We start from the raw sequence: 18,251 nt of genomic DNA, 5'->3' as shown, positions 1-18,251 counted from the left end.
TTCAGTAAGATTTGCCATTCCACTATCTAGGGAGATGACGATGATGAGTAACACGGAGTTACTGTTGGAAGCGATCAAAGCACGGGCAGCTGCGTATATACCATACTCCGGATTTGCCGTCGGGGCTGCGCTGCTGGATGCGGATGGCCATGTTCATCATGGCTGCAACGTTGAGAATGCGGCATATGGCCCGACGAATTGCGCTGAGCGGACAGCACTGTTCCGCGCTGTGGCCGACGGACTTGCTCCGCGAAGCTTCCGCGCGCTGGCTGTCATCGGCGACACGGAGCACCCTATTGCGCCGTGCGGCGTATGCCGCCAGGTAATGCTGGAGCTGTGCAGCCCGGATATGCCAGTCATTCTTGGCAACATGAAAGGCGATGTCAAAGAGACGACGGTAGCGGAGCTGCTGCCTCATGCCTTCGGACCTGCAGATTTGGAGAGATCTTAGCATCGTTACGTACGAAGAGAAAGGGATAAGACGAAATGGCGAAAACAACATTTAAGTCCGGGTTTGTAGCAATCGTCGGCAGGCCGAACGTAGGCAAGTCGACATTGATGAACCATATTATCGGCCAGAAAATTGCAATTATGTCCGATAAGCCGCAGACTACCCGCAACAAAATACATGGAGTATACACTGCGGAAAATATGCAGATCGTTTTTTTGGATACTCCTGGCATTCATAAGCGTCAATCGAAGCTTGGGGATTTTATGAATACGACTGCGCTGAACACGCTCGGCGAAGTGGAAGCTGTACTGTTCCTCGTAGATGCCGCTGAGGGGCTTGGCGGCGGGGACCGGTTCATTATCGAGCATCTGAAGGGCGTGAACACTCCTGTCATCCTCGTCATGAACAAGATCGACCGGATCGAGCCAGAGCAGCTATTGCCGATGATTGAGCAGTATCGGGAGCTGTACGATTTTGCGGAAATCGTGCCGATCTCCGCGAAGCTTGGGAATAACGTCACTACACTGCTGGAGCAAATCGGCAAATATTTGCCGGAGGGACCGCAGTATTATCCTGAGGATCAAATAACGGACCATCCGGAGCAGTTCGTTTGCGCCGAATTGATCCGCGAGAAGATTTTGCATTTAACCCGGGAGGAAGTGCCCCATTCTATAGCGGTAACTATTGAGGACATGCGGGTGGAAGACAATGGAGTCGTCTACATTTCGGCTGTCATTTTCGTCGAGCGGGATTCCCAGAAAGGGATCATTATCGGCAAGCAAGGCGCGCTGCTAAAGGAAGTCGGAAAGCTGGCCAGGCAGGATATTCAAAATTTGCTTGGTTCAAAAATCTTTTTGGAGCTGTGGGTCAAGGTGAAGAAGGATTGGCGGAACCAGGAGCGTATTTTAAAAGATCTCGGTTTTCACCGCGACGCCTAAGCTTGCTATTGCATTCAAGTCTTACTTGCATTATTGGCATTAATGGCAGTTATTGCATCACATACTCCAGGCAAGTTGAGCCATCCTATTCTTCATAGACGCAGCTTCATTTCCGAAGAAAGGGTGAATACGATTGCGAGACTTTTCGTGGAAGTATTTTTCGATGACTGGAGATGTCGATGCCTACATGCTATATAGGGAAGCTGGCAGCAATCCCGAGGAGGAGACTGCTGCCGCGGCTGAGCTGGACGTTACCGAACAGGAAGCGGATGGCTACGCTGCAACATAAAGGGGAGCTTGGGGGAGGAACATGCTATACAGGGTGGAAGGAATCGTCATCCGCAGCATGGATTATGGTGAGGGGAACAAGATAATTACGCTGTGCACCGCGACGCATGGCAAGATCGGTGTTCTCGCCCGCGGGGCTAAGAAGGTCAAAAGTCGTCATGCTGCGCTGACCCAGCTGTTTACTTATGGCGAATATACGTTTTATAGGCAGAAAGAAGGCCTTGGAACACTTAATCAGGGTGAGATTATGGAATCTCACTTTTCTTTACGTGAAGATTTATATTTGGCGGCCTATGCTTCCTATGCTTGCGAACTGCTGGACCGGACGCTGCAGGATGAAGAAGTAGGCAGCTTCTGGTTTCATCAGCTCAAGGCTTGTCTCGATGGGTTGTCCGCAGGCAAGGATCCAGAAATCGTCATTCATTTATTCGAGATGAAAATATTGCAGGCCGCCGGATACGGCCCGGTTATTGCAGAGTGCCTGTCGTGCGGCCGGCAGGATGATACACATTTCATTAGCCCTCGTCTCGGCGGAAGGCTGTGCCGAAGCTGCCGCCATCAAGACCCAGCTGCGCTGTCAGTCGGGCCGGGAGCCTTCAAGCTGCTCTCTTTGTTCGAACGGATGGATTTGCGGCGTTTGGGCAATGTCGAGGTGAAGGACGAGACCAAGGCGGAGTTAAAAAAAATAATGCGTTCCTTCATCGATATGCAGCTCGGTGTGAAGCTGAAGTCCAGAAATTTCCTTGATCAATTAGACAAATATGAAATTTGACTTTGTATTGATTTTTCATGTATTATTAAAAGGATTTCTCTTATTAGAGACTCGTGCGTTGAACGGGAAAAGTAATGAAGTCTTTCACCGGAAATAGCGAATCGGGGGCAGTGGAAGCCCGAGCCGGATGATTTCATGAAACGGCAGCCCTGGAGCACGAAAGCTGATCGTGAAAAAGCGGATTTTGCACAAACGGCGAATTGGAAGCCGGCGATGCAAATCAAGTAGGGTGGAACCGCGGGAAGCAACAGCTCTCGTCCCTACGTCTGAACAGCAGGCGTAGGCGACGGGAGCTTTTTGCACGTCCCATGCAGCCGGCTGAACACGAACAAGTGTGAAGGAGTTGGGTTCATGAATTTTCAGCAAATGATATTAACGCTGCAGCAATTCTGGGCAGAGCAGAATTGTATCGTTGTGCAGCCATATGATGTGGAGAAAGGGGCGGGTACGCTTAATCCGATGACATTTCTGCGCTCGATCGGACCGGAGCCGTGGAATGTCGCTTATGTGGAGCCTTCCCGCAGACCCGCGGACGGACGGTATGGCGAGAATCCGAACCGGTTGTATCAGCATCATCAGTTCCAGGTGATTTTGAAACCTTCTCCTGACAACATCCAGGAAATTTATTTGGAGAGCCTGGTGCGGCTTGGCATTAACCCGCTGGAGCATGATATCCGTTTTGTCGAGGATAACTGGGAGCATCCGGGCCTTGGCGCATGGGGGCTTGGCTGGGAAGTGTGGTTAGACGGCATGGAAATTACGCAATTTACGTATTTCCAGCAGGTCGGCGGCATCGAAACCAATCCAGTGGCAGTAGAAATAACGTATGGAATGGAGCGCCTCGCTTCCTATATCCAGGAGAAGGAAAATGTGTTTGATCTGGAGTGGGTTAACGGAACGACATACGGCGACGTGTTCCATCAACCGGAGTACGAGCATTCAAAATATACTTTCGAAACTTCGGATGTTAAAATGCTGTTTACTTTATTCAATATGTACGAACAGGAAGCATCCAAGGCTATGGAGCAGCATCTTGTATTTCCGGCCTATGATTACGTGCTGAAATGCTCGCATACGTTCAACCTGCTCGACGCGAGAGGCGCAATCAGCGTGACGGAGCGGACAGGCTACATTACACGCGTGCGCAATCTGGCGCGGCATGTTGCGGCAACGTATTTGGAGGAGCGGGAAAAGCTTGGGTTCCCAATGCTGAAGAAAGGGGGCGAAATCCATGGCTAAGGACTTATTATTCGAAATCGGCCTTGAGGAAATGCCGGCCCGTTTTATTCGCGGAGCAATGGAGCAGCTTAGGGACCGGATGATAAAGTGGCTTGACGAACATTTGATCCAGCATGGCGACGTTGCTGTGTATGCGACGCCTCGACGCCTTGCCGTCCTCGTTAAAGAGGTGGCGGAGAAGCAGAAGGACGTTCACGAAGAGGTGAAAGGGCCTTCCCGTAAAATTGCTCTGGACGAGAACGGTCAATGGAGCAAGGCTGCACTTGGTTTTGCCCGCAGCCAGGGCGCTGATCCGGATCAATTTACTTTCAAAGAGCTCGGAGGCACCGAGTACGTATACGTAAGCAAAAGCCAGACAGGCGTAGCAACCTCCACGATTTTGTCCGCAGGCTTGCTGGACATTCTTCAAGCGATGAATTTTCCGAAAAATATGCGCTGGGGCAGCTATGACTTTAAGTTTGTCCGGCCGATTCGCTGGATCGTAGCCCTGTTCGGAAGCGACATTATCGATATCGAAGTCGCAGGGGTAAAGTCTGGCAATATTACGCGCGGACATCGCTTTCTCGGGAAAGAGACCGTCATCGGGCAGCCGGCCGATTATGTCGAAGCGCTGCGCAAAGGTTATGTTATCGCCGATGTAGATGAACGGCAGCAGTTGATTCAGCAGCAAATTAACAGCTTGGCCCAGCAGCAGGGTTGGAACATTTCCGTCAAGGAGGATTTGCTCGAAGAGGTATTGTTCCTTGTAGAGACGCCGACGGTGTTGTACGGAACGTTTGAGGAATCCTTTTTGCATATTCCGCAAGAGGTGCTGATCACTTCGATGCGTGAGCACCAGCGCTATTTTCCTGTATTGAACGATCAAGGAGAACTGCTTCCTTACTTCGTCACCGTTCGCAACGGTAATGCAGAGCATCTGGATGTCATTGCCAAAGGGAATGAGAAGGTGCTTCGGGCGAGACTGTCTGACGCTAAATTCTTTTATGAAGAAGACCAAAGGCTGGACATTAAGGATGCGCTTTCGAAGCTGGAGAGCATAGTATTCCACGAGGAGCTGGGGACAGTTGGCGACAAAGTCCGCAGAATCCGGCGCAATGCAGAGAAGCTGGCTGCTCTGCTTGACGTTAACACCGGAGTGGCGGAGTCAGTGAATCGTACAGCGGAAATTTGCAAGTTTGATCTCGTTACGCAAATGGTTTATGAGTTCCCTGAGCTTCAAGGGGTAATGGGGGAAGACTATGCTCGTAAAGCCGGAGAATCGGACGCAGTGGCCAAGGCGATTTTTGAGCATTATCAGCCTAGATTTGCAGGCGATGCAGTGCCGGCCTCTGAAGAAGGTTCAATTGTCAGCATGGCGGACAAAATCGACACGATTACGGGCTGCTTCTCTATCGGCATCGTGCCGACGGGCTCACAGGATCCGTACGGGCTCCGCCGCCAGGCGGCAGGCATCGTCCAGATTATTCTGGAGCATAAGCTGCCGGTTACGCTGCCTGCCTTGTTTGACATCGCCCTGGAGACTCATCAGCACTTCCATGACTTGAAACGGACGAAGGATGAAATCAGGAAGGATCTGGCCGACTTCTTCGGGCTTCGCATTAAAAAGACGCTGGCGGATCATGTGCGTTACGATGTGGTGGATGCAGTAATTGCCTCCGGGTATGAAGACGTTGTCTCCGTCATTGCAAGAGGAGAAGCGTTGATGGCCGCTATAAATGGTTTAGAGGATTTCAAAACGACGGTCGAATCTTTTGGACGGGTTAGCAACCTGGCCTCTAAAGCGTCCACCGAAAAAGTCCGCTCCGACCTGTTGACGGAACCTGCGGAATCCCGGCTCTATGAAGCATGGAAGTCGGTTTCCGGGGAATACCGTCAAGCGCTGCAAGAGCGCAACGCTCCTGAGGCATTGCGGCTTCTTTCTAATCTGAAGGACAGCATTACGGTATTTTTCGATACGGTGATGGTTATGGCGGAAGATGAAACGATTCGCGCGAACCGTCTGGCCTTACTCAAGGCGATGGATGAAGATCTCAAGCAGTTTGCCGATTTCAGCAAGCTTGTCTGGGCATAATAGTCAGGTATAAGGACGGGAGTACAATGGGTACACGAATTGTCGTTGACGGGGACTCCTGTCCCGTTAAGACCGAAATTATAAACACGGCCGCACGGTATAAGGCGAAGGTGTTGATGGTATCCTCCTACGATCATGTTATTCAACAGGTCGAGGGGGTTACTGTTGTTCAGGTTGACCGAAGCCAGGAAAGCGCGGATTTGTACATTGTAAATCATATCACCAAAGGGGATATCGTAGTTACTCAGGATTACGGGCTGGCCGCTTTGGCGCTGGCAAAATCTTGCCGAATATTGTCGCCCAGGGGAGAAGAATATCATTCCGGCAATATTGACTATTTGCTGGACCGCCGTCATCATTATGCGAAAGCGAGACGGGGCGGACGTTATTTTAAAGGCCCCAAGCCGTTTACGGAAGCCGATCGGCAGCGGTTTACCGAGTCGTTGGCAAAACTTTTGCAAGATATGCAGGAGAATGTACAATTTTAGCGAATTACTATTTACGTGTTATTTAGAGATGAAGGTGATTTGGATGAGTACCGGACGAGGAATTCCAGAGGAGATCATCGAGGCGGTCTTGCAGCAGCATGATATCGTCGACACGGTAGGCAAGCACGTTCATCTAAGTAAACAGGGCAAGTACATGAAAGGACTTTGCCCGTTTCATTCGGAGAAGACACCGTCATTTACGGTGACGCCCGAACGGCAAATGTTTCATTGCTATGGCTGTGGCAAGGGTGGAAATGCCATCAGATTCAGGATGGAAATCGAAGGACTATCCTTCCCCGAAGCGGTCAGAGCTATGGCAGAAGAGGCGCATATTCCTTTTGAGGATAACACTTTTCGGCCCGGCGGAACCCCTGTAAGCCGGGAAATGGAACAATTGCTGCAAGCCCATGAATGGTCCTCCAAGCTGTATCATTTTCTGCTCAAAAATACAGAGCATGGCAAACCAGCCATGGATTATTTGAAGTCAAGGGGGTTTAGCGATAAGGCTATCGACACATTCCAAATCGGTTACGCCCCGGCACGTTGGGATACGCTTGTTCAATTTTTGGACAAGCGCTCATTTGATCTTAACGCGATGGAACAAGGCGGCTTATTGTCTTCCAAGCAAGACGGATCAGGATTTGTTGACCGCTTTCGCGACCGGATTATTTTTCCGCTGCACAATCGAAGCGGTAAAGTAATTGCTTTTGCAGGCCGAATTTTAGGGGAAGGCCAGCCAAAATATTTGAATTCCCCGGAAAGCAAATTGTTTACGAAGAGCCGAACGCTCTACAATCTTCATCAGGCTAAGCTGCAAATCCGCAAGTCGCGTCAAATCGTTCTGTTTGAAGGATATGGCGATGTGATCAGCGCCTGGGAGGCAGGCGTACACAACGGAGTAGCGACGATGGGTACGGCGCTCACCGAGAGCCATGCCAGCATGATGAGAACGCTCGCCGACGAAGTTGTCGTATGCTATGACGGAGACAACGCAGGACAGGCTGCAGCTTTGAAAAGCATTCCTATATTGGAGGCAGCGGGTTTCCAGATTAAAATTTCACTGCTTAGCGAAGGGCTTGACCCCGACGAGTTTATTCAGAAATACGGGGCCGAGAGATTCAGATTGCAAGTGTTGGACGGGGCTGTTTCAGCAGTTAAATTTAAGCTTATATATCTGAAAAAAAGCCATATACTGCTAGAGGAAGACGGAAAGGTTGCTTACATTAAAGATGCGCTGGAAGTTATTGCACCCCTGCCGTCGCCGACAGAGCGTGAGATTTATTTAAAGGAATTGTCCGCCGAGCTGCAGGTTTCATTCGATAGCTTAAAACAGGAGTGCAACCAATTCCGCCAAGCGATGCAAAAAAGGTCCTCCCATGGGGATAATAAGGCCAAAAGGTGGAATAATGTTAGGCATAAAAAAGCCCAGGCATCTATGCCGACATTGCTGCCAGCTTATCATGTTGCGGAACGGAGATTGCTGTCCTTTATGCTTCAGGATGAAGAAGTGGCCCGTTATGTGGGCGATCGTCTCGGAGATCGTTTTAACATCAATGATCATGCGGCGATAGCTGCTTATCTATATGCCTATTATGCAGGGGGAAAACCACCGGATGTAAGCCGCTTCATCTCATCCATACAGGATGATCGGCTGGAACAAACGGTGACCTCGATCATGATGATGGATATACCAGAAGAATGGACGACTCAGGAGTTGGATGATTGTATCCGGGAAATCCAGAGAATCCCGCAGCTAGCCCAAATTCAGCGCAAGAAAGAAGAAATGGTTTCGGCCGAGCGTGCTGGTGATTTTTTGCGGGCAGCACAAATTGCAAGTGAGATTATAGCCCTAGAGAGACAGTAGCTGGATGATTCTTTGCAGATGTTTCTAGGGAGGAGGGAGTCAAGTATGGCGAATGATCAGCACACCGAATCTGAAACAGAACTAACACTGGATCAGGTTAAAGATCGGCTGATTGAACAAGGTAAGAAAAGGTCTTCGTTAACTTATAAAGAGATTATGGAGAAGCTTTCGCCTTTCGATCAGGATCCTGAGCAAATGGACGAATTTTTCGAGCATTTGGGGGATTTGGGAATAGACGTTTCGAACGATAGTGATGAAGAGCTGACCCATCGGCGCAATGATGAGGATGGGCATGGTGAAAGCGATGAGTTCAGCTTTGATGATGATTTGACATTACCTCCCGGAATCAAGATCAATGATCCGGTGCGAATGTACTTGAAGGAAATCGGCAGAGTACCTCTGTTGTCTGCAGATGATGAGATTGAATTGGCCAAGCGCATTGAAAATGGGGACGAGGAAGCAAAGCGGCGTCTTGCTGAAGCGAACCTCAGACTCGTGGTCAGCATTGCGAAGCGTTATGTAGGCCGCGGCATGCTGTTCCTTGACTTGATCCAAGAGGGGAATATGGGTCTGATTAAAGCGGTGGAGAAGTTCGACTTTAAGAAGGGCTTTAAGTTCAGTACCTATGCTACTTGGTGGATTCGGCAAGCTATTACGCGGGCTATTGCCGACCAGGCCAGAACGATTCGTATCCCCGTTCACATGGTAGAGACGATCAACAAGCTGATCCGGGTATCCCGGCAATTACTGCAGGAATTGGGCCGCGAACCTACTCCTGAAGAAATCGCTGCAGAGATGGAGCTGACGGTGGAAAAAGTCCGTGAAATTATGAAAATTGCCCAGGAGCCTGTATCGTTGGAAACACCTATCGGTGAAGAAGATGACTCCCATTTGGGCGATTTTATTGAAGACCAGGAGGCGTTGGCTCCAGCTGATGCCGCTGCGTATGAGCTGCTGAAGGAGCAGTTGGAGGACGTGCTGGACACGCTCACCGAACGTGAAGAGAACGTATTGCGGCTTCGTTTCGGTCTCGATGACGGCCGTACCAGAACTCTGGAGGAAGTGGGCAAAGTATTCGGTGTAACGCGCGAAAGAATTCGCCAGATCGAAGCGAAAGCACTGCGTAAACTTCGCCATCCGAGCCGCAGCAAACGGTTAAAGGACTTCCTGGAATAAGCGTGTGACCTTGACCTTCTGCAGCCTGCAGACAGGTCTTTTTTTTCAGAAAAATATACAATGTTTTCATTAGATTTACTTTATTTCCTAGTTTTTCTTGCTGGTTTTATTTTAGCTGTTTTCCCTGCCCAATGCAAATGAAATTGGAGGGAATCGGCTAGGAAGGAGGGGGACTTTCCCCGGATGAAATTATCTTCAAGATTACAGCATATTGCCGACAGGCTGCCCCAAGACTGCCGTTTTGCGGATATTGGCTCGGATCATGCTTTGCTGCCTGTATGGGCGGTGAAGAATGGATCGGCTGTATCTGCCGTCGCGGGTGAAGTGAATGAAGGTCCACTGGATGCGGCCCGCAGACAGGTTGCCGAAGCAGGCTTAAGCGAGCGGATTTCCGTCCGCAAGGGTGACGGGCTTCAAGTTATCGCTGCTGGGGAAGTTGATGCGATTACAATTGCCGGTATGGGAGGGGCTTTAATCGCATCGATTCTGGAGGCAGGCAAAGACAAGCTGGCAGGCGTTAAGCGGCTTATTCTGCAGCCTAACGTAGGAGAAGAGCTTGTAAGAAGCTGGCTGATGGACAACGATTGGTATGTTGCGGATGAAGCCATCGTCGCCGAGGATGGAAAAATATACGAAATTATTACGGCAGATGCGCTTTTCGACGCTGATAAGCTCAATAAAGAGTTATATAAAGAGAGGACGCTGCAGGCACACTTTGCTTCAGAGCATCGGGAGGCTGGCGTTGTGCTGACAAAACAGCTATTGTTGCTGATGGGGCCGCGGCTTGTACAACAGGCGGGAGATGTGTTTCTTAACAAATGGCATGCGGAAGTCGACAAGTTGGAAAAAATTTATCAATCCGTCGCTTCCTCCCGTCTCCCTGCCTCCCGAAATAAAGAACAGGAATTGAGCAGATTGATAAAGCAGCTGAAGGAGGTGCTGGCATGTTTGCAAAAGGGCAAACCGTAATCCAGTATATGGAGCAGCTGGCTCCAAAACATGTCGCTATGGAAGACGACAAGATCGGCTTACAGCTAGGAACGTTGCAGAAGGAAATACGAAGTGTGCTCGTTGCGCTGGATGTTAACGAAGAGGTCGTCGATGAGGCGATTTCCCTGGGAGCAGATTTGATTATAGCGCATCACGCCATTATTTACAGACCGCTTGCTGGCCTGCTGACGGATACTCCGATGGGCAAAGTATATGAGAAGCTTATCAAGCACAATATTGCCGTCTATATTAGTCATACGAATCTCGATGTGACGGAAGGCGGCATGAACGACTGGATGGCTGAGGCGCTTGGCATTGAGGGGACTTCTCCGCTGGAAGATATCCATACCGACAAGCTGTACAAGCTGGTCGTCTTCGTTCCGAAAGATCATCATCAGAAAGTTCTGGATGCTGTTCTGAACGCAGGTGCCGGCTGTATCGGCAATTACAGCCATTGCAGCTTCAATATTAACGGCTATGGCACGTTTCTGCCTCTCGAGGGAGCAGAGCCTTACCTGGGTCAACAGGGAAAGCTGGAGCGGGCCGAAGAGGTGCGCATTGAAACGATTGTACCGGATAGTATCCGCAACAGGGTAATCCAAGCGATGCTCCGAAGCCATCCTTATGAAGAAGTCGCCTACGATCTGTATCCTATGGATCTTAAAGGGCGGACATTGGGCCTCGGAAGAGTGGGCCGCCTGGCGGAGCCTGTAACTTTAGAAGCGTTTGCCGATCGTGTCAAAGAGAAGCTGGACGTCCCGGCTGTGAGGGTCATTGGCGATCTGCAGCTCCCTATTAACAAGGCCGCTGTAATCGGGGGCTCAGGCGGACGATATTGGAAGCACGCCAAGTTTCGCGGGGCGGACGTACTCGTCACGGGCGACATCGATTATCATACGGCACAGGACGCTTTAATGGCTGGAATTGCTTTGATCGACCCGGGACATAATGCCGAGAAAATCATGAAGCCTAAGGTTGCCGCTTGGCTGACTGAGAAGCTTGCCGAGAATAAGTATCATACGAAGGTACACGCTTCATCAGTCAATACGGAGCCATTTGCGTTCCGGTAAATTTACCCGCACTGGCATAAAACGTTAACACTGCCGGTTATTCATACTTGTGATTATGAAGCAATGCCTGTATACTATATCAAGTGTTGCCTTCGAAAGTTTGACAGACAATCGCCGGCGGTTTAGGCCGCGGGAGGAAAGTCCGGGCTCCATAGGGCAGGGTGCTGGATAATGTCCAGTCGGCGCGAGCCGAAGGATAGTGCCACAGAAACGGACCGCCGATGGCCGCAGCAATGCGTGCACAGGCAAGGATGGAACCGAGGTGTAAGAGACCCCGAGGAACGCTGGTGACTTCGTTCCTGGTAAACCCCACTTGGAGCAAGACCTAATGGGACGCAGCCTGTATCTGTACAGGTAGAGGCAGCCTTTGCCCGAGGCGCGTCCAGGTTGGTCGCTGGAGCCGTGCAGTAATGTACGGCCTAGATAGATGATTGTCGCTTGGTAGCGGAAGGGTAGTTCCCGTGCACACCGCGAAAAGTACAGAACCCGGCTTATGGCAAGCTTTCATCACTGCAACATGTGAACAGTCCTAGTACTGTTCTTAACTTTACAAATCAAAGAAGATCATTGTCCCATTAACCCGAAGGGGGACAACGATCTTCTTTTTTAGTTTTTTATGGTCAGCGCTTTGCTTTTTCCTCGAATAATCGCTTCAGTCTTTGATCGATATGCTGGGGCCATAACTGAAGCGGGGCGGCTCCGCCTCCGGCAGCTTCAAGCGCCGCATAAACATCGATCTGTCCGTTGCCATATAGATAGTCATGTCCTGGATCGCCGAGATCAATGACGTTATTGCGGATAATATCCATAACCTCTGTGTTTCTCAGCTCCGGGTTGACGGATCGTATCAATGCGGCGAGAGCAGCCACATGGGGGCTGGCCATGGAAGTGCCTGATAATGCAGCGTATTGATTGTCCGGATAAGTGCTGGCAATACTTTCGCCGGGGGCCACGACATCAACGTAGTCGCCGTAGTTGGAAAATGACGCCTTATTCAAGTTATAGTCAGTGGCGGAAACGGACAATACTTCAGGATAGGCTGCGGGATATCCGGGGCGTTCTGTATTGTCGTTGCCTGTTGCAGCGACGAGAACGACATCTTTGTCGTAAGCGTACTTGATCGCTTCGTGCAAAAATTGGGCATCCGCATAATTTCCCAAACTTAAATTGATTACCTTTGCCCCGTTATCTGCAGCCCAAATAATGCCTTGGGCAACGGAGTATGTCGTCCCGGATCCGGACTTATCCAGTGCTTTGACAGGTAAAATTTTTCCTCCCCACATCATACCCGCAATACCTTCTCCGTTGTTGACGTTCGCGGATATGATGCCGGCGACATGTGTTCCGTGACCAACGTCATCGATCGGTTCCTCATCTGGAGCAATTACATTATATCCTTTGAGCAGCCGTCCTTTCAGGTCAGGATGCGATAAGTCCACTCCGGTATCTACCACGCCGACGATAACGTCGTTACTCCCTTTGGACAATTTCCATCCCCGATTCGTTTCAGTAATGGGTAAATTCCACTGATATTCAGAGAACAGCAAATCGTTTGGTATTTCCGGCGGGTCTGCTGAAGGAGCTGTCTCATTAGTTAAATACAAGTAATGGGGCTCGATAAAGGCCGGGTTCCATTTATTCTCAAAATAATTTTTTAGCTCTGTCATACTCATATTTTCCGATTTAAAAATGTAGGTGTTTCTTATGAATTTTGGTTTTTCCGCTTGATTTGCTTTAATATCCGATTGAATCCGCGCAAGCTCGCGTTCGGACGGAGGCGCGCTGAACGTTACAACGATTTCGTTCTCATAATAGTGGCTCGCTTTCTCATTGTCATGTCCCGTCTTGACAGTGATATCTTTCAGTGTGTCGGTATGTACCGATTCGACCTTGTACCTGCCTTCCTTGGGATACGGAATGAGGCGAAGATTTTTATTTTGATGCTCCTTTACCCGGCCGAGAATAGCTGTATCCATCACGGCGATAATTCCATCCTTGGCATGCTTGGCTGGCTCAGCGACAACAAAATAATGAGGATTGTTCTCCGGAAAAGCCGGCGATTCGTAAGATTTTGATTTACGCAGCGCTTTCCGCGCCAAATTTACATAGTAATTCATTTGCTCCTGTGTTGGCTGGGATGATTGTTGATGGGGACTGCTGAACTTTTTTTCTTTATTACCTGACGCGCTATGCAGCATGATTAAACGAAATTGCTTGTGGCTCTTCTGAAGATTTCTTATATCAGCTGAAAGCTGAGGTGCAGAAGCTCCCCCCAGTTTAACCGCCAGTGATTTCAGATGTTCCTTTGCATCAAGCCGAGCCAGTCTCTCAGTCGCTGTAACGTCACGGTGAAGCATCAGCTGCTTCAATTGCTTTTCTTGACCAGCAGCCGGCGCTTTAGTTTGCTGTTTAGTCTCCTGCTGTTGTGCCGTCAGCTGTTCTGCCTGTCGTTCCCCGGCTTGCTGCTGCCGATTTGGACCCGGCGACGAGAACAACGATACAACCGCTATAGCGGCGGCTCCGAACAACCCGATAGCTATCCATCTGCCCCATTTCATAAGGTATCCCTCCTGCTTTAAGTTCATGTACCTGTAGGTTGAGAAAATCAACTGCTTTTTATTCCGGGCTGTATCGAATTGACATTACTTTGTCCGCATAGGCCGCTCGAAGGCGGGGGAAAATGTACCCGAGGTGATCATTATGCCAAATGGCAGTAAGCCGATTGTCAAATGCAGTGTCTCCAACTGTGTTTATTGGAAAGAACAAAATTTTTGCAATGCGGACCTGATTATGATTGATATCGATCAGCATGCAAAACGCAAATACGATGCGGAATTTGCAGGCGAAGAATTCGATAGTGATCATAAAGACACCGCAGGTTCATCAGCTGCCACCTGCTGTCATACGTTTAAGGCTAAATTGTCGTAATTAACAGGATGTGCAAGCAAAATTTACTGGAGGTGTTGATTAATGACGGAGGATAATAAGGAAAACTGGGGAGAGCATCAGGAAGAACATCAGCATAGCGAATCGAATGATTCCGAACGCGTGGATTATCCGCGGCGCTCTCATCAGGAAGAGTATTCCGCTGAGGTGGCTCCAACAGGGACGTATGAAAGCTCCAGAGTCGATGAGGATTCTGATGTCCGTGATGCCGATGTTACAGGTACAGCAGGCCGTACTGTAGGTTATGTGGGGGTCGGACTCGGCATCGCTTCCTTGTTCATGTGGTCCATTATTTTAGGGCCCCTTGCAGCTGTGATGGGATTTTATGCGTATAGCCAAGGAAGTAAAACATCAGGAGCTTGGGCAATCGGTCTAGGTGCAATCGCGATTTTGAGTTATTTCTTTTTAATTCCTTTTACACGTTAATCTTGGCTTCGTTATTTGTTAGGGGCGTTATAAAGACTCTCGTCATCTGGACGAGGGTTTTTTTTATGATGATCAATAAAATTTCGAAAAATGGTGGTTATTGTCGCATTTCAAGTGTAAAATATAGGTTATACAATTCCATTGGGAGAAAGAGGAGTAAATAAAGATGGAAATTGATACGCGTACGCTGGGGCAGCTCGTACGGCTCCAGATGATGAATGATATTGATCTTAAAGGAACGTCTGTGCAAAGTACATCTTCCGATAGTGGAGACTCTTTATTTGACATATTGCTGCAAGAATTAATGGTAGCTGAGGGCCAGGCTCCGGCGATGACGTTCGATGGAACGGCCGGCGCATCTGGAACGCTGTCCGCTTCCCTGGACGATGCATTATGGTACGTTCTTCAGCAGTCATCGTCGTACAATGAAACTGGTGCTCCTGAGGCTGCCGGTTCGTTCCCAATCGAAGGGCAGTCTATTTCAACCCGTGACGGCAGAAACCTCGATGAGCTGATTTTGAGAGCCAGCCGCACATATGGTGTGGCGGAGAGCTTAATTAAAGCGGTAATTGAGACGGAGTCCTCCTTCAATTCTGAAGCTATTTCATCTGCAGGGGCCAAAGGGTTAATGCAGCTTATGGATGGAACCGCCAGAGGCCTTGGGGTTACGAACCCCTTTGATCCGGTCCAAAACATTGATGGCGGCACACGTTATTTGTCTTACCAGCTGCAGCGTTTTAACGGGGAGGAGAAAACGGCTCTTGCTGCCTATAATGCGGGACCAGGGCGTATTCAGAGACTTGGAATCAGCAATGATCAAGAGTTGATGGAGAATCTGCACCTTCTTCCGAAAGAAACGCAGAACTACATTAAGAAAATCGAAAATGCGCGTTCTAAATATATAGGCTAAATGAGCTGGCAGGCAAGCTTTGATACTGCGTAATAAGCTGTGTAACAAGCTGCGTAACAAGGTCAAAGAGATCATTTGGGATAACGCTGATTTGCGGCGATGTCTCATTTGGTCTTTTTTTGACAATGACGGGAGAATGAACTGTTCGTTACAATAGAGTTACAATGGATTGGGATTTAATTATTAATTTCAGTATTTAAATAAAGGGGGATAATATGAAGTATTTTGATCATGCTGCGACTACCCCGCCACATGAGGAAGTTGTCCGTACGGTTGCGGAGGTCATGACCCAGCATTTCGGCAATCCGTCCTCCTTGCACCGGCTCGGTGAAGACAGCGGCAAGCTGTTGTCCAGAGCAAGAGAAGTATGTGCGGAGAGCCTGCGTGTCAGCCCGGAAGAAATCATATTCACGTCCGGGGCTACGGAGAGCAACAACCTGGCAATTCAAGGCGTCATGACGCAATACCGGCAACGTGGCAATCATATCGTTACGACGGCTATTGAGCATCCTTCGGTGTATGAGACGTGCAAGCAATTGGAAAAGCAGGGCTGTGACGTTACTTATTTGCCGGTACGAGCCGATGGTACGGTAACAGCGGAGGACGTATTATCCGCACTGCGCGACAACACAGTGCTTGTCTCAATTATGCATGTCAATAATGAGACAGGCGCGATGCAGCCTATTGCTGAAATAGGTAATGTTATTAAAAATCATTATCCTCGCATCATATTCCACGTGGACGGCGTACAAGGCTTCGGTAAGCTTCCGTTATCTATCCGGGACAGCCGAATAGATCTATATAGTTTATCTGCGCATAAATTCCGTGGACCGAAAGGCATTGGCTTATTATATGTCAGGGAGGGCTTGATGCTGGCTCCCTTGCTGGCTGGAGGCGGACAGGAACGGGGGCGCCGGTCAGGAACCGAGAATGTCCCCTACATTGTCGGCATGGCAAAGGCAGTCAGGCTTGCTGCGGAACAGCAGGAGCATTACGCCAAGCGTTTGTACAAGCTGCGTCATATTTTAATTGAAGGCTTGCAGCAATTGCCGGAGCTGGAGCTCAATTCAGCTTTGAGCGGAGCTCCTCATATTGTTCATTTTTCCTATCCGGGGATGAAGGCAGAGACGATGCTTCATATGCTGGAAGAAGAAGGCTTTATTGTTTCAACTCAATCTGCCTGTTCTTCAAAGCGAAGCGAACCTAGCCGCGTGCTGCTGGCGATGAATAAAGCTCCGGATTGTGCCGCGTCGGGAATTCGCATTAGTCTTGGCGAAGAGCATACAGATGAGGATGTCAGACAACTGCTGCGTGCCATTGAGAACACGGTGGGGCGCTTGCAACAATTGAAAGGTGGAAACAGTTAATATGCCGCAATATGATATGCTGCTGCTGCGTTTTGGTGAAATTACCGTCAAGGGAAGAAATCGTTCACGATTTGAAAAAGCAGCGCTGGCTCATGTAAAAGAAGTGTTACGCGCTTACCCGGCCACAGAGGTCAAAAATGAATATGGCCGGATTTATGTTGTTCTAAACGGACAGCCGGCCTCAGAAGTATCGGAAGAGCTTAGGAACGTGTTTGGTATTACGTCTATTAGCCCTGTAATGGTGACAGGCTCTCACATTGAACAGATCATTCCGATGGCCATCCGTTTCATTGAAAGCATGAATATCGTTGAAGGCACAACGTTCAAAGTAAATGCCAGAAGAGTATGGAAGAAGTTCCCGGTTTCATCCCAAGAGATGAACCAAATTATAAGTGCACCGGTCTTGAAGGCGTGCCCTAATTTGAGGGTTGATGTGCATCGTCCGAATATCGAACTCCGTATTGAGGTTAGGGAGCAGGGTACTTATTTATTCTCCGAAGTGATTCCCGCTGCTGGCGGATTTCCGCGAGGCACGAATGGGAAGGCGCTGCTGCTGTTGTCCGGGGGAATCGACAGCCCGGTCGCCGGGTGGTCCGCAATGCGCCGGGGGCTGGAAATTGAATGTGTACATTTTCACAGTTATCCATTTACGAGCAAAAAGGCGGAGGAGAAAGTGATTGATCTGGCTAAAGTACTGGCTGGCTATTATGGGCAGATCAAGCTTCATCTTGTTCCGTTTACAAATATACAGACTACCCTTGCGCAAAGCGGTCATGAGAATGTAATGATTACCCTTATGCGCAGAGCCATGCTCCGGATCGCTACTGCACTGGCGGAGAGAAATAACGCCATGGCATTAGTGACAGGGGACAGCCTGGGACAAGTAGCCAGCCAGACGCTGGCCAGCATGAATGTTATTGGCCGGGTTACATCGCTGCCGCTGCTGCGTCCTTTGGTCATGACCGATAAAGAAGAAATTATCGGTTTGGCTCAAAGGATAGGAACTTATGACTTATCCATCTTGCCTTATGAAGACTGCTGTACTTTGTTTGTACCTAAATCACCTACAACAAATCCAAACTTGCGGATCATTGAACAGATTGAGGCTTCGTTACCCCAGCTGAATGAGCAAATTGAAGAGGCTGTGCTTGGAACGGAGACGGTGATGATCAGGCCGGGAGAGGCTATCCAGAGAAAACAGGACGAGGAACCAGTCGTGCAGGATAAATGGTTTTAGTCAAGGGCTGCCAAAGGC

The 18,251-nt window shown here is 49.3% G+C and carries 17 protein-coding genes and 1 other RNA gene; 17 read left to right on the top strand and 1 reads right to left on the bottom strand.

Annotation, left to right across the window (positions count from 1 at the left end; all coding sequences use genetic code 11):
* Window positions 1–43: 43 nt before the first annotated feature.
* The 12 genes from G358_RS0105920 (at window position 44) to rnpB (ending at window position 11,856) form a co-directional block, all read left to right on the top strand.
* Window positions 44–451: a cytidine deaminase gene (locus G358_RS0105920; protein ID WP_019636282.1), complete on the top strand. Its 408-nt coding sequence runs from the start codon at window positions 44–46 to the stop codon at window positions 449–451.
* Window positions 452–486: 35 nt separating this feature from the next.
* The gene (gene era, locus G358_RS0105915) at window positions 487–1,389 is read left to right on the top strand and encodes a GTPase Era (protein WP_019636281.1); all 903 of its coding nucleotides are present in this window, start codon (window positions 487–489) and stop codon (window positions 1,387–1,389) included.
* A gap of 133 nt (window positions 1,390–1,522) precedes the next feature.
* Window positions 1,523–1,678: a YqzL family protein gene (locus tag G358_RS32135; RefSeq protein ID WP_084662676.1), complete on the top strand. Its 156-nt coding sequence runs from the start codon at window positions 1,523–1,525 to the stop codon at window positions 1,676–1,678.
* 21 nt (window positions 1,679–1,699) lie between these two features.
* Window positions 1,700–2,449, top strand: a complete 750-nt coding sequence (recO, locus tag G358_RS0105905; protein ID WP_019636279.1) for a DNA repair protein RecO — start codon at window positions 1,700–1,702, stop codon at window positions 2,447–2,449.
* A 351-nt stretch (window positions 2,450–2,800) separates the two neighbouring features.
* Window positions 2,801–3,688: a glycine--tRNA ligase subunit alpha gene (glyQ, locus tag G358_RS0105895; RefSeq protein WP_019636277.1), complete on the top strand. Its 888-nt coding sequence runs from the start codon at window positions 2,801–2,803 to the stop codon at window positions 3,686–3,688.
* A complete protein-coding gene (gene glyS / locus G358_RS0105890; protein ID WP_019636276.1) occupies window positions 3,681–5,759 on the top strand; it encodes a glycine--tRNA ligase subunit beta in 2,079 nt (692 codons plus the stop codon). The genes glyQ and glyS overlap by 8 nt, the downstream gene beginning before the upstream one ends.
* 26 nt (window positions 5,760–5,785) lie before the next feature.
* Window positions 5,786–6,247: a YaiI/YqxD family protein gene (locus G358_RS0105885; RefSeq protein WP_019636275.1), complete on the top strand. Its 462-nt coding sequence runs from the start codon at window positions 5,786–5,788 to the stop codon at window positions 6,245–6,247.
* 43 nt (window positions 6,248–6,290) lie between these two features.
* Window positions 6,291–8,111: a DNA primase gene (gene dnaG / locus G358_RS0105880; RefSeq protein WP_026342088.1), complete on the top strand. Its 1,821-nt coding sequence runs from the start codon at window positions 6,291–6,293 to the stop codon at window positions 8,109–8,111.
* 45 nt (window positions 8,112–8,156) lie between these two features.
* Window positions 8,157–9,287, top strand: coding sequence for an RNA polymerase sigma factor RpoD (gene rpoD, locus G358_RS0105875; RefSeq protein WP_019636273.1), 1,131 nt, complete (start codon window positions 8,157–8,159; stop codon window positions 9,285–9,287).
* Between the two features lie 183 nt (window positions 9,288–9,470).
* Window positions 9,471–10,256 carry a tRNA (adenine(22)-N(1))-methyltransferase gene (locus G358_RS0105870; RefSeq protein WP_019636272.1) on the top strand — a complete coding sequence of 262 codons (786 nt, stop codon included), beginning with the start codon at window positions 9,471–9,473 and terminating at the stop codon, window positions 10,254–10,256.
* Window positions 10,232–11,347: a Nif3-like dinuclear metal center hexameric protein gene (locus tag G358_RS0105865; RefSeq protein WP_019636271.1), complete on the top strand. Its 1,116-nt coding sequence runs from the start codon at window positions 10,232–10,234 to the stop codon at window positions 11,345–11,347. The genes G358_RS0105870 and G358_RS0105865 overlap by 25 nt, the downstream gene beginning before the upstream one ends.
* Window positions 11,348–11,442: 95 nt before the next feature.
* Window positions 11,443–11,856, top strand: an RNA gene (gene rnpB / locus G358_RS31555) — RNase P RNA component class A.
* A 111-nt stretch (window positions 11,857–11,967) separates the two neighbouring features.
* Here the strand turns inward: rnpB and G358_RS0105860 are convergent.
* On the bottom strand, window positions 11,968–13,905 hold the full coding sequence (locus G358_RS0105860) for a S8 family peptidase (protein WP_019636270.1): 1,938 nt from the start codon (window positions 13,903–13,905) through the stop codon (window positions 11,968–11,970).
* A 142-nt stretch (window positions 13,906–14,047) separates the two neighbouring features.
* Here G358_RS0105860 and G358_RS0105855 point away from each other — a divergent pair, with 142 nt between their 5' ends.
* The 5 genes from G358_RS0105855 (at window position 14,048) to thiI (ending at window position 18,233) form a co-directional block, all read left to right on the top strand.
* Window positions 14,048–14,275, top strand: a complete 228-nt coding sequence (locus G358_RS0105855; RefSeq protein ID WP_019636269.1) for a DUF1540 domain-containing protein — start codon at window positions 14,048–14,050, stop codon at window positions 14,273–14,275.
* Window positions 14,276–14,317: 42 nt separating this feature from the next.
* Entirely contained in the window at window positions 14,318–14,719 is a 402-nt protein-coding gene (locus G358_RS0105850) for a hypothetical protein (RefSeq protein ID WP_019636268.1), read from the top strand.
* A 166-nt stretch (window positions 14,720–14,885) separates the two neighbouring features.
* On the top strand, window positions 14,886–15,629 hold the full coding sequence (locus G358_RS0105845) for a lytic transglycosylase domain-containing protein (protein WP_019636267.1): 744 nt from the start codon (window positions 14,886–14,888) through the stop codon (window positions 15,627–15,629).
* Between the two features lie 215 nt (window positions 15,630–15,844).
* Complete coding sequence (locus G358_RS0105840) at window positions 15,845–16,996, top strand: cysteine desulfurase family protein (RefSeq protein ID WP_019636266.1); 1,152 nt, start codon at window positions 15,845–15,847, stop codon at window positions 16,994–16,996.
* A 1-nt stretch (window position 16,997) separates the two neighbouring features.
* The gene (gene thiI, locus G358_RS0105835; protein WP_019636265.1) at window positions 16,998–18,233 is read left to right on the top strand and encodes a tRNA uracil 4-sulfurtransferase ThiI; all 1,236 of its coding nucleotides are present in this window, start codon (window positions 16,998–17,000) and stop codon (window positions 18,231–18,233) included.
* Window positions 18,234–18,251 lie beyond the last annotated feature (18 nt).

This window comes from Paenibacillus fonticola DSM 21315 (genome assembly GCF_000381905.1).
Classification (GTDB): Bacteria; Bacillota; Bacilli; order Paenibacillales; family Paenibacillaceae; genus Fontibacillus; species Fontibacillus fonticola.
This window is presented reverse-complemented; position numbering and strand designations above follow the sequence as displayed.

Coding starts and splice junctions, on each gene's coding strand:
- G358_RS0105920 (WP_019636282.1), top strand. CDS start 44: ATGAGTAACACGGAGTTACTGTTGGAAGCGATCAAAGCACGGGCAGCT.
- era (WP_019636281.1), top strand. CDS start 487: ATGGCGAAAACAACATTTAAGTCCGGGTTTGTAGCAATCGTCGGCAGG.
- recO (WP_019636279.1), top strand. CDS start 1,700: ATGCTATACAGGGTGGAAGGAATCGTCATCCGCAGCATGGATTATGGT.
- glyQ (WP_019636277.1), top strand. CDS start 2,801: ATGAATTTTCAGCAAATGATATTAACGCTGCAGCAATTCTGGGCAGAG.
- glyS (WP_019636276.1), top strand. CDS start 3,681: ATGGCTAAGGACTTATTATTCGAAATCGGCCTTGAGGAAATGCCGGCC.
- G358_RS0105885 (WP_019636275.1), top strand. CDS start 5,786: ATGGGTACACGAATTGTCGTTGACGGGGACTCCTGTCCCGTTAAGACC.
- dnaG (WP_026342088.1), top strand. CDS start 6,291: ATGAGTACCGGACGAGGAATTCCAGAGGAGATCATCGAGGCGGTCTTG.
- rpoD (WP_019636273.1), top strand. CDS start 8,157: ATGGCGAATGATCAGCACACCGAATCTGAAACAGAACTAACACTGGAT.
- G358_RS0105870 (WP_019636272.1), top strand. CDS start 9,471: ATGAAATTATCTTCAAGATTACAGCATATTGCCGACAGGCTGCCCCAA.
- G358_RS0105865 (WP_019636271.1), top strand. CDS start 10,232: ATGTTTGCAAAAGGGCAAACCGTAATCCAGTATATGGAGCAGCTGGCT.
- G358_RS0105860 (WP_019636270.1), bottom strand. CDS start 13,905: ATGAAATGGGGCAGATGGATAGCTATCGGGTTGTTCGGAGCCGCCGCT.
- G358_RS0105855 (WP_019636269.1), top strand. CDS start 14,048: ATGCCAAATGGCAGTAAGCCGATTGTCAAATGCAGTGTCTCCAACTGT.
- G358_RS0105850 (WP_019636268.1), top strand. CDS start 14,318: ATGACGGAGGATAATAAGGAAAACTGGGGAGAGCATCAGGAAGAACAT.
- G358_RS0105845 (WP_019636267.1), top strand. CDS start 14,886: ATGGAAATTGATACGCGTACGCTGGGGCAGCTCGTACGGCTCCAGATG.
- G358_RS0105840 (WP_019636266.1), top strand. CDS start 15,845: ATGAAGTATTTTGATCATGCTGCGACTACCCCGCCACATGAGGAAGTT.
- thiI (WP_019636265.1), top strand. CDS start 16,998: ATGCCGCAATATGATATGCTGCTGCTGCGTTTTGGTGAAATTACCGTC.